At 68.3% G+C, this 14,049-nt stretch carries 8 protein-coding genes; 4 read left to right on the top strand and 4 right to left on the bottom strand.

What is annotated here, in order from left to right; translation table 11 throughout:
* Positions 1-90 precede the first annotated feature (90 nt).
* From V1318_RS17695 to V1318_RS17710, 4 genes are read left to right on the top strand one after another with little or no spacing between them, the layout of a single operon-like run.
* Positions 91-645 carry an RNA polymerase sigma factor gene (locus tag V1318_RS17695; RefSeq protein ID WP_332941063.1) on the top strand — a complete coding sequence of 185 codons (555 nt, stop codon included), beginning with the start codon at positions 91-93 and terminating at the stop codon, positions 643-645.
* The gene (locus V1318_RS17700) at positions 642-1,715 is read left to right on the top strand and encodes a hypothetical protein (protein ID WP_332941064.1); all 1,074 of its coding nucleotides are present in this window, start codon (positions 642-644) and stop codon (positions 1,713-1,715) included. Before V1318_RS17695 ends, V1318_RS17700 begins: the two co-directional genes overlap by 4 nt.
* A gap of 10 nt (positions 1,716-1,725) precedes the next feature.
* A complete protein-coding gene (locus tag V1318_RS17705) occupies positions 1,726-2,328 on the top strand; it encodes a YigZ family protein (protein WP_332941065.1) in 603 nt (200 codons plus the stop codon).
* Positions 2,325-4,106, top strand: a complete 1,782-nt coding sequence (locus V1318_RS17710) for an ABC transporter transmembrane domain-containing protein (RefSeq protein WP_332941066.1) — start codon at positions 2,325-2,327, stop codon at positions 4,104-4,106. The genes V1318_RS17705 and V1318_RS17710 overlap by 4 nt, the downstream gene beginning before the upstream one ends.
* Before the next feature lie 45 nt (positions 4,107-4,151).
* On the opposite strand, the gene V1318_RS17715 is transcribed toward V1318_RS17710, so the two are convergent.
* From V1318_RS17715 to V1318_RS17730, 4 genes are all read right to left on the bottom strand, one after another.
* On the bottom strand, positions 4,152-6,401 hold the full coding sequence (locus V1318_RS17715) for a CshA/CshB family fibrillar adhesin-related protein (RefSeq protein ID WP_332941067.1): 2,250 nt from the start codon (positions 6,399-6,401) through the stop codon (positions 4,152-4,154).
* A 446-nt stretch (positions 6,402-6,847) separates the two neighbouring features.
* Positions 6,848-8,827, bottom strand: coding sequence for a hypothetical protein (locus V1318_RS17720; protein WP_332941068.1), 1,980 nt, complete (start codon positions 8,825-8,827; stop codon positions 6,848-6,850).
* A 755-nt stretch (positions 8,828-9,582) separates the two neighbouring features.
* On the bottom strand, positions 9,583-11,952 hold the full coding sequence (locus V1318_RS17725) for a CshA/CshB family fibrillar adhesin-related protein (RefSeq protein WP_332941069.1): 2,370 nt from the start codon (positions 11,950-11,952) through the stop codon (positions 9,583-9,585).
* Positions 11,953-12,446: 494 nt separating this feature from the next.
* The gene (locus V1318_RS17730) at positions 12,447-13,949 is read right to left on the bottom strand and encodes a hypothetical protein (protein WP_332941070.1); all 1,503 of its coding nucleotides are present in this window, start codon (positions 13,947-13,949) and stop codon (positions 12,447-12,449) included.
* Between the last annotated feature and the right edge of the window lie 100 nt (positions 13,950-14,049).

Genomic DNA, 14,049 nt, shown 5'->3' on the forward strand with positions numbered 1-14,049 from the left:
ATGCACCTGGCGATCTCCCCCGAACCGCGGGCCGTCCGGATGGAAAGCCATGGCTTCCCGTCGGCGGCGCCAACCCGTACCCTGCCGCGGATGAATTCGGCTGCGGACGCGAGCGACGACGTATTGATGCTGGCCTGGACGGGCGGCGATACAGCGGCGTTCGAGACCCTGTACGCCCGCCACCGCGGCCCGCTGTACCGCTTCCTGCTGCGCCAGCTGCGCGATTCGGCGCTGGCCGACGAGTTCTTCCAGGACGTCTGGCAGCGCGTGATCGCCGCGCGCCACGGCTGGAAGCCCGACGCCGCATTCAGCACCTGGCTGTTCCGGATCGCCCACAATCGGCTCAACGATTACTGGCGCGGTCTCAAGCACCGCCCCGCCGCCCCCGAGGACGGCGACGAGCGCGCCGCGCGCGTGCCCGATCCGACCACGCCCGAGCGCGAACTGTCCGAATTCGAACAGCGCCGCCGCTTGCAGCGCGCGATCGAGGAATTGCCCGAAGAGCAGCGCGAGGTGGTGCTGCTGAGGCTGGAGCAGGAGCTGAGCCTCGAAGAGATCGGCGACATCACCGGCGCCGGACGCGAAACGGTTAAATCCAGGCTGCGCTATGCGATGGACAAGCTGCGGCTGAGGCTGAACGAATGAAGCGCCACACCCCCGATCCGTTGTCGCCCGAAGAACGCGCCCTGGCCGACCGCCTGGCGCGCCTGGGGCCGCACGACGGCCCCTCGCCCGCGCTGGACGCGAAGATCCTGGCCGCGGCGCACGCCGCCGCGGCGAGTTCGCGCCCGCCGCAGCGCGCGCGGCGGCGCTGGGCACTGAGCGCGATCCCGGGCGGGCTGATCACCGGGGTCGGCGTGGCCGCGACCATGGCCCTGGCGGTGGGTGTGGTCTGGCAACTGCGCCCGATCAGCCCCTCGGTGCAGGCGCCGATCGAAGAACCCGCCGACGGCGCCTACACCAGCGCCGAGATGATCGCGCGCCCGCGCCAGACCATCGCCCCGCCGCCTCCGCCGCCGGAGCCGGTCGCGCTGCCGCAGGCCAACATGCGCCGGCACGCGACGGCGCCGGCCGCCGATGCCGCGGCCGCGGCCTCCGTCGCGGCTCCGCCGTTGGCGTCGGCCGCGAAACCCGCGGCCGAAGCGCCCGCGCCGGTCGATGCTTTTTACGAAAGCGACGCGCCCTCGCCGGCCGCGCCGGGCGCACGCCGCCAGCGCAGCGACAAGGGCGTGGCGGCCAACGCCGCCGCCGACAGCATGGCCGGCTTCGCCGACGGCGCGCGCGCGGCGCCGGCCTATGCGCCGCCGACGCCGGCCGCCGCGCCGGCGCCGGCCGCCGCGGATGCCGGCACCGCCACCCGCGAATTCAGCCGGGCCACCTCCCAGGCCCGGCGCGCCGCCGAGGCCGCCGAGCGGCGCCGCGAAGCCGAGGCCAAGGAGGCGGCGACCTTGGACCGGATCGAAGTCACCGGTTCGCGCATCAAGCGCGCGGACATCGAATCGGCGCAGCCGGTGACCAGCATGCAGGGCAACCTGATCGTGCTGCCGCCGGTGGCCGAGGACCCGCGCCTGGACCGCGCCGACTGGCTGGAACGCATCCGCGCCCGCCGCGACGCCGGCCGCGTAGAGGATGCCCGCGCCAGCCTGGCCCTGTTCCGCAAGGCGCACCCGCGCGTGCGCATCCCCGACGACCTGCGCCCGTTGCTACAGCGATGAGGCCGGCGCCTTGAGCGCGGCCACCCTGGCGGCCGAGGTCTCGTACGAGATCGAGGTCAAGCACAGCCGCTTCCTGGCCCTGGCCGCGCCGGTGGACACGCCGGAGGCCGCGCTGGCCTTCGTCGCGCGCGTCGCCGACCCGGCCGCGACCCACAACTGCTGGGCGTACCGGATCGGCGCCCAGTACCGCTTCAACGACGACGGCGAACCGGCCGGCACCGCCGGCCGGCCGATCCTGGCCGCGATCGAAGGCCAGGGCTACGACCGCGTGGCGGCCGTGGTCACGCGCTGGTACGGCGGCATCAAGCTCGGCGCCGGCGGCCTGGTGCGCGCCTACGGCGGCTGCGCGGCCGAATGCCTGCGCCGCGCCGAACGCCGCGAACTGATCGTGCTGCGCACGGTGGCGCTGGCCTACGCCTTCGAGGATACCGGCGCGGTGCACGTGGCCCTGGCCGCCCACGGCGCCGAGAAACTGGACGAGGATTTCGGCGCCGACGGCGCCCGAATGCGTGTCCGCCTGCCCGAAAACCGCCTCGACGCCTTGAAAGCGCAGTTGCGCGACGCCACTCGTGATCGGGTACGCCTGCGCGCCGAAGACGCCGACTCCCCATGACCGACACCGCCGACACCCCGCCGGCTCCGACCGCTGCCGCCAAGGCGCCCATCGGCAGCCTGCGTACCCTGTGGCCGTTCGTGCGCAAGCACCTGGGGTTGTTCATCGCCTGGCTGATCGCCCTGGCCGCGTCCAGCACCGCCACCTTGAGCCTGCCGCCGGCGTTCAAGACCATGATCGACCAGGCCTTCAGCCAGGGCGGCGGCGCGATCGACCAGGCCTTCGTCCTGCTGTTCGGCGTCGCCGTGGCGCTGGCGCTGGCGACCGCGGCGCGCTTCTTCTTCGTCTCGCTGCTGGGCGAGCGCGTGGTCGCCGACCTGCGCCAGCAGCTGTACACCCACCTGATCGGCCTGGACGCCGGCTTCCACGACCGCAGCCGCAGCGGCGAACTGGTCTCGCGCCTGACCGCCGACGCCGAGCTGCTGCGCAGCGTGGTCGGCTCCAGCATGTCGGTCGCGCTGCGCAGCTCGATCACCGTGATCGGCAGCATCACCATGCTGTTCGTCACCGAGCCGCGCCTGGCCGCATACGCGGTGCTCGGCATTCCGCTGGCGGTGCTGCCCATCGTGGTCGGCAGCCGCCGCCTGCAGAAGATCTCGCGCGCCAGCCAGGACCGCGTCGCCGACGCCAACACCCTGGCCAGCGAAACCCTGGGTGCGGTGCGCACCGTGCAGGCGCATGCGCGCGAGCCCTACGAGCGCGGCCGCTTCGACGCCGCGCTCAAGGTCGCGGTGGCGACCGCGCGCAAGCGCATCGGCATCCAGTCGCTGGTCACCGCGGTCGCGATCACCCTGATCTTCGGCGCGATCACCCTGGTGCTGTGGTCGGGCGCGCACGAAGTCGCGCGCGGCAACATGACCGCCGGCACCCTGGGCCAGTTCATCCTCTACGCCCTGATCGCCGGCGGCTCGGTAGGCGCCCTGGCCGAGGTCTGGAACGACCTGCAGCGCGCGGCCGGCGGCATGGGCCGGATCAGCGAGCTGCTCAACGAGGACAGCGCGATCGAGGCGCCCGCGCATCCGGACGCGCTGCCGCAGCCGGTGCGCGGCGAGATCGCCTTCGACGACGTCACCTTCCATTACCCGATGCGCCCGGACCTGCCGGCGCTGGACGATTTCAACCTGCGCGTGCGGCCGGGCGAAACCGTGGCCCTGGTCGGGCCTTCGGGCGCCGGCAAGAGCACGGTGTTCTCGCTGCTGCTGCGCTTCCACGATCCGCAGTCCGGCGCGGTCCGCGTAGACGGCATCGATGCGCGCCGGCTCGATCCCTCGGCGCTGCGCGAAACCATCGCCCTGGTGCCGCAGCAGCCGACCATCTTCGCCGCCAGCGCGCGCGACAACATCCGCTACGGCCGCCTGGAGGCCGACGACGCCGCGGTCGAGGCCGCGGTGCGCGCCGCCCATGCCGCCGACTTCATCGAGGCCCTGCCCGAGCGCCTGGACACCGAGCTGGGCGAACGCGGCGCGCGCTTGTCCGGCGGCCAGCAGCAGCGCATCGCGATCGCGCGCGCCCTGCTCAAGGACGCGCCGATCCTGCTGCTGGACGAGGCCACCAGCGCGCTCGATGCGCAGAGCGAACGCGCGGTGCAGCAGGCCCTGGAGACCCTGATGGAAGGCCGCACCACCCTGGTGATCGCGCATCGCCTGGCGACCGTGCTCAAGGCCGACCGCATCGTGGTCATGGACCGCGGCCGCATCGTCGCCGAAGGCAGCCACGAACAGTTGCTGGCCCAGGACGGCCTGTACGCGGAACTGGCCAAACTGCAGTTCCTGGACTGAGCGCGGCCGCCGGCCCGGCCGCGCGCCCGGCGCGCGGGCCCGGTTCTAGTTCACCGTGCAGGTAAAGCTCAGCGTAGTGCTCTGCCCCGCGCCCAAGGTGCCCAGGGCGATGCCCGCCGCACCGGTCAGATGGCCGATATTGAAGCTGCCGGCGGGCACGCCATCGCCGGCGATGGTCACCGCATTGCCGACCGGGCAAGTGATGCCCGCGCCCGACGCGTCCCGCACCACCGCGCCGGTGACCGGCATCAGCCCGTGGTTGGTCACCACCAAGGTGTAGGTGGTGTTGGCGCCCCCCGTCACGGTGTCGCCCGGCAGGTCGCTGGGTTGGGCCGCGGTGTAGGTATTGCTCTTGGTGATCGACAGGTCCGCGTTCAAGGTATTGCTCAGGACGCAGGTGATTTCGGTGTCGTTGACGTTGGCCGCCGTCGCCGGCGTGTTGCTGACCGCGGCATTGGTGGAGGCGCTGCTCATCGTCGTGTAGCTGTGGCTGGTGCCCGCCGTGGGCCCGTACACCGTGCCCGAGGCGCGGTTGGTGCAGGTCATGTTGCCGGTGTAGGCGGCCAGGTTGGTATTCGTGCCGGCGGTTTCGCTCAGGGTCACCGCGCTGCCCAGCGGAATGCTCTGGAAGCCGGTGGTGCCGCCATGGCCCTGATCGTTGGCGGTGAACGCCGCCGTCGGCGCGGGATTGACGGTCAGGTTGAACAACCCGCCGTCGGTGGTCGGCACCGTCGCCTTGTTGAGCCGCAGGCGCGGCCGAAGCACGATGGGGTAATCCTCGACCTCGCCGATATTCGCCAGGCCGCTGGGGACGCCGGCGGACGCCGCATCGCGTGCGATGCGCAGGCGCGCGTAGCTGTTGCCGGCCACGTAGGCGTTGCCGGCCGGAAGGGTCCAGTTGAGGACGGCGCTGGCGGCGCCCGCGACGAACGTCGCGCAGGCCTCCTCGGCGGTGTCGTTGCCGAAGCTGCCGCCGCGGTCGAAATCGACCCAGCCGCAGACCTGCCCGCCCAGCGCGGCCGTCGCCGCCAGCGGCACGGTCAGCGAATAGCTCGTTGCGGTCCCTTCGATCGCGGGCAGCGTGGCGAAGGCGGCCTCGTCGTCCGGGGTGGCGCCGCTCGCATCGTCCACGCTTGCTGCCACGTTGCCGGCCTGGGTGACCACGGTGATCGAATTGACGACCGTCGCGTTGCTGTCCACCGTCGTTCCCAGCATCTGCGGGTCAGCGTTGGTCGGTGCGCTCAGGGTGAAGCCGGCGCCGAACACATCGACGGCTGTGCTGGGAGCCGCCAGCGAATCCGCGCTGTAAGCCGGGTTGATCAGATGCGCAGCGGTGCCGTAGATCGCCGGCGCATCGCCGCCATCGACTGGAATGACCAGGCCGATTGCGGCTGCGGTGGCGCCGCCGCCATTCATGCGAAAGCTGATCACAACTTGGCGGTTGGCGCCGCCGTAGGCGGTGGGGTTGAAGCGCAGGAAACCCGTGGCCATCGGTCCCGCCCTGCCAGCGGCGGCACAATTGGCGTTGGCCGGGCCCGCCAGGGTCAAGGTCTGGCCGTTGGCGCTGAGCGATGCCCGATAAGGTTCGGCGCAATTCACGCGCGACCGCTCGACGACGTTCCAGGCGCCATCGGCTGTGCTTTGTATGTATTCGAAGCCGGCCTCATAGGGCGAATTACCGGATTGCTCAGCATCGGCCATGACCATGCCTGGAATATCGTAGGGCTGGCCATTGAGGGTCGCAAAGCAGGTGACGGTGAAGGTCATGACGCCGCCGGCGACATTGATGCCGTTGACCAGTTGATTCGCAGCGCCGACACCGCCGACGTTGTAGAGCTCGTCCAGCAAATCGCCCTGCCAGAAGCCTGGACGCCAGGAGAATGAACCCGGCGGAGGCGTGCCCGCCAAGGTGACGTAGTTGCCGAGAGTGCAAGTGACGACCAGCGGAACACCATTGACCGTCACGCTGGCAATCGACCGATGACCATTGGCCAGGCGGGTAAGCTGCGTGCCATTACCCGTTGTGGTGCCGCTGGGGTCGCCCCAGGTCAGCCACAGGATCTGGCTGCGATAAGGGCTGCTGCCACCTGTGGCCCAGGCCCCCGCGCGGGCCGGGCCGGGCAGCCCGGCCATGAGCAAGACCGCGCACGCCAGCCCCAGCGCACGCAACAGCGCTACCAGCGGCCAGCGCACGCGGGCAGACGATGAAAACGTGGAGTTAGGCATTGTTCCCCCTGGTACAACACGACGCTGCGAAGCGCTATCGCCTACATGGCCGCGAACGGCACGTCCCATCCCCTAGGCTGCCGCGCCGGCCCGGCACGCCGACGGTGTCAGCAGGCTGCGACTCAACGGGCGAACTCGGATCGCAGGCGCGGCGTCAACGCCGATCTAACCCTGGGGCGCCTGCTCCTTAGGTTTAATCTCCATGCACATCAAAACCCGGACACGCCACGCGCTGTTGCACATGCTGTGAGCGCTCCGGGCATACATTGAGCATGCGAATGACACACCTATTGCGCCTAATGGAGGTAAGCGGGGCGATAGGCGCACCGGCGCAGGCAACCAATGCGCGGCAGCGCGAATGCGACGGTGCTCAGGCTGATCGCATCGTGGTCATGGAGCATGTCGATACCGGCCCGAAACGGCAGTACGCGGGAATGCCCTAGCCGCACTTTTCCTGGACGGAGCCGCGGCCATGCACGCGGCTCCGTCACTTCGCCGCACCATCGGCGCAGCGCCTAATTCACCGTGCAGGAAAAACTCAACGTCGTGCTCTGCCCCACGTTCAAAGTACCCAAAGCGATGCCCGCCGCACTGGTCAGCTGGCCGATGTTGAAGCTGCCCGCAGGCACGCCGTCGCCCGTGATGGTCACCGCATTGCCCGCCGGGCAGGTGATGCCCGCGCCCGGCGCGTCCCGCACCACCGCGCCGGTAACCGTGCCCGGCCCGGCATTGGTCACCACCAGGGTGTAGGTGGTGTTGGCGCCCGCCGCCACGGTGTCGCCCGGCAGGTCGCTGGGCTGCGCCGCTGTGTAGGTATTGCTCTTGGTGATCGTGAGATTGCTGCTCAGGGTATTGGTGATGGTGCAGGCCACGTCGCGGCCGCCGCTCACGATCGAAAGGCCGGCGAACGGAATCGTCACGCCGTTGCCCGCGAACGTCGCGGCCTGCCCCGTCGCCAGCCCGGTGCAGGCGACGGCGGTGATGGCCCAGCCCGGCGGCGGCGCTTCGGTGACGGTGGTATTGGCGGTGGTGCTGGCCACGGTCAGCGTCTGTTGCGGCCCCGCCGTGCCGGGCAGACCCGGCGCGGTGGTGACGATCGTATGGTCGGCGATCCCGTTGTTGCCGCTGAACGCGAAGCTGCCGGTGTTGCCCGTGGACACCTTGGTCAGGGTCAGGCGGTTGACCACCCATTCCATGGGCACGGTCTGCACGGCCAGGTTGAGGCCGGTCGAGCTGGTGATGTTGTCCACCGCGGCATCGCCGTTGTTGACCACATTGTTGTAAACGCCGGCTGTGGTGCTGACCACATCGACCGCGATCGTACAAGAAGTGGCGGTTCCGCCGGCGACGCCGCCAGGCAGGTTGCCATTGGTGACAGTGAGCGTGCCGCCAGCGGCGATTGCGCTGGTGGTGGCTGAGCAACCCGCCGTGCCGCCCACCGCGATGTTCGGCGTTGCGGCGATCGTCACCCCGGCCGGCAGGGTCTCGGTGAAGGCCCAGCCGGTCTTGGCCTGGTTGTCCTGCGGAGTATTGGTGACGGTGAAGGTCAGGCGCTTGGTCTGGCCGATGTAATCGATCCCGTCCACCGCCTTGGTCAGGGCGGGGCTGACATCGACGAAGGTGAAATTGTCGAAGGTGAAGTCGTTGCCGGTTCCGCTGCCCTGGAAATCGCGGACCCGCAAGGTGATCGGACTGGTATAGAGCGCATTGGCGCCGGCGCCGGAAGGAAACAAAGTGGCCGCCCGAATCGGGAATGCTCCGGAGAGGTTGGTTCTTTGCTGGACGGTGATGGTCTGCGGGTTCAGTCCGGCGGTGCACGGGTTGATGTTGACGCCTGCGGTGCCCAATTGGGTTTCCGTCGCACCGTTCACGGTGTAGAAGCGCAGCAGGGGCGGGACGGGCTGCCCCGCCTGCCCCGTGCAGTTGTTGCTGGAAACGCCGACCAGCAGGCTCAAGGTCACGAAGCGGCCGGTACCGCCCGGCGGAATGCCGGTCAACGCGATCGGTGTCGTGTTCTGAATGACGATAGCGCCGACGACGGCCGCCCCGGAGGTAGTCGCGGTGATGGCGAGATTGTTGCGCGCCGTAGTCGATATCGCCTGCCCCTGATAGACGCCCAGTGCCTGTGGATAGGACTGGGCATAGTTCCAAGGCGATTGGCCGCCGCAGGAAGCGATCGCCGCCGCGGCGTTGGGCGTGCCCGTGGCCGTGGCCGGCGAGTTCCAAGACGCCACCCAGCCATCGCACAGGGTCAGAAAGCTGGGGTCGGCGGTATAGGTGATGCTGTTCGGCGCCGGGCCGGTGTAGTTGGTGATCAGGATCGGCGTGCCCGTTGGCGTGGCGTTGCCGTTGTCGAAGGTTTCCTGGTAGAGGATCGTTTGCGCTCGCGTCGGCGCGATCATGCCCAGCATCACCAGACCAGCACACAGCAACGGCAGCACTCGCAGGCCGCGGATACGGCCTGGCCGTGGATGGAAGAAAATGGATCCGCGCATGACGCCCCCTATGGGTCAAGTGCTGTGCCAAGGCAACAGGGAAGGAATTCTCCTGTCGCTAGCCATTCCTGCGAACACGGGAATGACGGCATATGTTCAGCGTAGTCCTAAGTCACAGCTTGGGTGAACGGTATTGCCGCGTCGTTCGGCGCGGTCTACAGCGACAAGACAATGCAGATAGCGGTCAGAGCGGCTACGGTAAAGAAGCCGCCGCGCCCAGCGGCTGGCCCCGCAGCCCTATGAGGTAGGCCGCTCACGCCAGCCCCAGCGCGCACGGCAACGGTTCTAGCGGTCCGCGCAAACGCACACCGCTGGCGTCCGCCGCGCGGGCGGACGACAAAAACGCGGATCTAGGCATTGTTCCCCCCGGTACAACGCGGTATTGCCGGGCGCCGTCGCCTGCGTGGCCGCGAACGGCCACGCCCCATTCCTCGCCTGCCGCGTCGGCCGGAATGCTGGCGGCGCCAGCAGTCGCGACTCGGCAGGGCCTATTCGGAACGCAGGTGCGGCGTCAACGCCAAGTGCCCCCTGGAGCGCCTGCTCTAGGCTTAAGTCTCCGTGCACATCAAAAACCGGACACGCCGCACGCTATTGGGCATGCCGTGAATGCACGTGGCACGTATTGAGCATGCGAATGTCACGTCGCGTGCGCGCCGGTGCAAATCAATCGATCGGCGTAAATGCAACCGCGCGCACGCCGATCGCAGCGTGGTCATGGCCTGGCTCCGTCCACGTGCCCGCGCGCGGGCCCGGTTCTAGTTCACCGTGCAGGTAAAGCTCAACATCGTGCTCTGCCCCACGCCCAGGGTGCCCAGGGCGATACCCGCCGCACCGGTCAGCTGGCCGATGTTGAAGCTGCCGGCGGGTACGCCATCGCCGGTGATGGTCACCGCATTGCCGACTGGGCAGGTAATGCCCGCGCCCGGCGCATCGCGCACCACCGCGCCGGTGACCGGCATCTGCCCGTGGTTGGTCACCACCAAGGTGTAGGTGGTGTTGGCGCCGCCGGTCACGGTGTCGCCCGGCAGGTCGCTGGGCTGGGCCGCGGTGTAGGTATTGCTCTTGGTGATCGACAGGTCCGCGTTCAAGGTATTGCTCAGCACGCAGGTGATTTCGGTGTCGTTGACGTTGGCCGCCGTCGCCGGCGTGTTGCTGACCGCGGCGTTGGTGGAGGCGCTGCTCATCGTCGTGTAGCTGTGGGTGGTGCCCGCCGTGGGCCCGTACACCGTGCCAGAGGCGCGGTTGGTGCAGGTCATGTTGCCGGTGTAGGCGGCCAGGTTGGTATTCGTGCCGGCGGTTTCGCTGAGGGTCACCGCGCTACCCAGCGGAATGCTCTGGAAGCCGGTGGTGCCGCCATGGCCCTGATCGTTGGCGGTGAACGCCGCCGTCGGCGCGGGGTTGACGGTCAGGTTGAACAGCCCGCCATCGGTGGTCGGCACGGTCGCCTTGTTGAGGCGCAGGCGCGGCCTGAGCACGATGGGGTAATCCTCGACCTCGCCGATATTCGCCAGGCCGCTGGGGACGCCGGCGGACGCCGCGTCGCGGCCCACGCGCAGGCGCGCGTAGCTGTTGCCGGCCACGTAGGCGTTGCCGGCCGGAAGGGTCCAGTTGAGGACGGCGCTGGCGGCGCCCGCGGCGAACGTCGCGCAGGCCTCCTCGGCGGTGTCGTTGCCGAAGCTGCCGCCGCGATCGAAATCGATCCAGCCGCAGACCTGACCGCCCAGCGCGGCCGTCGCCGCCAGCGGCACGGTCAACGAATAGGCCGTTGCGGTCCCTTCGATCGCGGGCAGCGTGGCGAAGGCGGCCTCGTCATCCGGGGTGACGCCGCCCGCATCGTCCACGCTTGCTGCCACGTTGCCGGCCGGAGTGGTCACCGCGGTCGCCGTGCCGGTCGCGTCGTTGTCCACCGTCGCACCTAGCATCAGCGGGTCAGAGTTGGCAGACGTGCTGAGATTGAAGCCGGCGCCGAACACGTTGGCAGCGCCACCGGGAACCAGCGAATCAGCGCTGTAGGCGGGGTTGATCAGATGCGCAGCGGTGCCGTAGATCGCCGGCGCATCGCCGCCATCGACGGGAACGACCAGGCCGATCGCGATCGCACTGGCGCCCCAGCCATTGACGCGCCAGTTCATGGTGACCTGGCGGTTGGCGCCCGTATACGCGCTGGGGTTGAAGCGAAGAACGCCGGTGGCCATCGGTCCCGCACGGCCTGCGCCTACGCAATTGGCGTTGTTCGGGCCAGCCAGCCTCAAGGTCTGGCTGTTGGCGCTGAGCGTTGCCGTCAAAGGCTCGGCACAGTTCGTGCGCATGCGCTCGACTACATTCCAGACGCCATCGGCCGTACCTTGCACGTACTCGGAGCCGTTGGCGAGTTCCCGATCCGAAAAACCCGACTGCTCGGCATCGGCGAATATCACGCCGGGGAGATCATAGGGCGCGCCATTCAGGGTGGCAGAGCAAGTGAGGGTGAAGGTCTTGACCCCGTTGGTGACCTGGATGGCGTTGACCAGCTGATTCGCCCCACCGGTGCCGCCGATATTGTATAGCTCGTCCAACTGATCGCCCTGCCAGGCGCCGGCGGCGTAGGAAGCGAAGGATGGAGTGGCCACCACATTGGCGATGTTGCTGAGGGTGCAAGTGACGACCAGCGGAACACCATTGACAGTGAAATTGGCGACCGAGCTGTTGCCGTTGACCAGCGCCGTACCGGCGGTGCCATTACCGGTGGTTGTGCCCCCCGCCTGGCCCCAGGTCAACCATACGATCTGGCTGCGATAGGGGCTGCTGCCGCCGGTGGCAATGGCGGCGGCCCGGACCTGCGTCGACAGACCGGCAAAGCTCAGCGCCACCGCGAATGCAGCCCCGCACAACAACTGCCGACGTGGCTGCGGGGCTATCGTAAAAGTCAGACGGCCGATGTGGACCTGCCAGCAGGGACGCCATCGCCGGTGATGACTGCGATAAGGGCCGCTGCCATTCGCCCAAGCCGCGGCGTGGGATGAGCTCCCCGGCAACCCGGCCATGAACAAGACCGCCCACGCCAGCCCCAAGGCGCGCAGCAGCGCTCCTGGCAGCCCGCGCAAACGCGCGCCGCTGGTGTCTGCCGCTCGGGCGGTCGACGACAATATAGGCATTGCCCCTCGGATAAAGCACGGCACTGTCACACCCATTCCTTGGCCTCCGCGCCAACCCGGAATGCTGACGGCGCCAGCAGCCGCGACTCGGCAGGCAAATTCGGATCGCAGGTGCGGCGTCAACGCCAAGTGACCCTGGAGCGCCTGCTCTAGGTTTAAGTCTCCATGTCTACCAAAAACCGGACACGCCGCCCGCCATTGCGGATGCCATGGGCATTGAACGCACATATAAAGCATTCAAACGACATTCCAAATGCGTCTGAGATGTGAGCGAAGCGAATCGGCGCGCCGACGCTGACCGCCGATGCAGATAGATCCAGCAGCGAGGATGCGACCATGCCCAAGCCGACCGCATCGAGGTCATGGACCGTGTCGACACCGGTCCGGAACGGCAGTACGCGGGAATGGCCTAGCTGATATTTTCCCGGACGGAGGCCGCAGCCATGTCGCGGTCTCCGTCACTTCGTCGCACCATCGGCGCGCGACTAGTTCACCGTGCAGGAAAAACTCAACGTCGTGCTCTGCCCCGCGTTCAAAGCGCCCAGGGTGATGCCCGCCGCGCTGGTCAGGTGGCCGATGTTGAAACTGCCGGCGGGGACGCCATCGCCGGTGATGGTTACCGGGTTGCCCACCGGGCAGGTGATCCCAGCGCCTGGCGCGTCCCGTACCACCGCGCCGGTGACCACGCCCGGCCCGGCATTGGTCACCACCAGGGTGTAGGTGGTGTTGGCGCCTCCCGCCAGGGTATCGCCCGGCAGATCGCTGGGCTGCGCCGCGGTGTAGGTATTGCTCTTGGTGATCGTGAGGTTCGACACCGTGTTGTTGGTGAACGTGCACGCGATGTTGGCCGTCGCGGTCATTGCGGCCGCCGGCAGGACCACGTTGCCGCCGTTGACGCCGTTGACGGTGTAGGTGGGCGTCCCCGAGGGCAAACCGGTGCAGCTGATCGACGCCAACGCGAAGCCCGTCGGCGGCGCCTCGGTAATGGTGGTCGCCGTATTGTTCGCCGCCAACACCTGGGTGGCGCCGGCGACGCCGATGCCGGGCGTAACCGTGGCGATGCTTTGCGCGGCGAAACCGTTGCTGCCGGTGAAGTTGAAAGTACCCGTGCCTGCGTTGGAAACCTTGGTTACCGTGACCGTGGGTCGTGGACAGATCGCGGTGCCGAACTGAAAATCGTCAGCCGTGATGGTATTGGCCGGAGCGCCTGTTCCGGTGGCGGTTCGGTTGTACACATATGCGCGCAGGTAATAGGTCGTGTTCGGCCTCAGCAGCGGAAAACGGGTCGTGTTCGCCGCGTTGTAGCTGTAGCCGCTGGCACTGGTGACGGCCACGTTCTGAACGATCGTCCAGTAGGTGGCGAACGTCGGGTCGGTGGAGACGCGCACCGCATATTGGTAGGCCTCGGGGCTATAGGCGCCGAAACCGGTGCGCTTGAAGAACAGGCGCGGATCCGAATTCGCCGGAGTCGTGAATTGGTATTGCAGGTAGTCATTGCCGGTGACCGCCTGGGCAAAGGTGGAGCCCGTGCCATTGACCCCGCTGTAGTCGTATCTGGAAGGAATATTGGGCGTGGGGATCAAGCCGCTTCCCACCACTTCGTCGACCGCGTAGTTGGCGACCACGCTGGTGTCGGCGCCTATAGGGCTGGCGTCCCGCGGGTTGTCCCAGTAGACGATGGGGCCACCCGGCGGGTTCGCCCAGAATCCGTCCTGCCTGCGCGTGGGAGCGACCGAGGCCGTTGCCGGCGGTTCGTTGTGGAACCAGCCGGCATCGAAATTGGGCGTAGCGACGCCAGCTCCGCCCGCGCATTCGCCTCCGGTGATTTCCTGGGCCAAGACGTCCGACGGCGTCGAAAGCAACGCCACGCTCGCCAGCAGCATCGGTGCTACGGCACCACGCCAGCGCGCCGCGATCCGGGCCGCTTTCGCCATGAGCGGCGATGCCGCAGGAGTGCGGATACCGGGGATTGCCTTATGTGGATACATGACCACTTTCCTTCGTGAATCGATACCGATGCTTTGACCGGGGCAACCATTCCACTGCAGCCACGTCGATCTCTCCCAATTCAGACCGCTTCAATCGGCC

Origin of the sequence: Lysobacter sp. CCNWLW3, from assembly GCF_036697405.1 — a bacterium.
Taxonomy (GTDB): domain Bacteria; phylum Pseudomonadota; class Gammaproteobacteria; order Xanthomonadales; family Xanthomonadaceae; genus Lysobacter.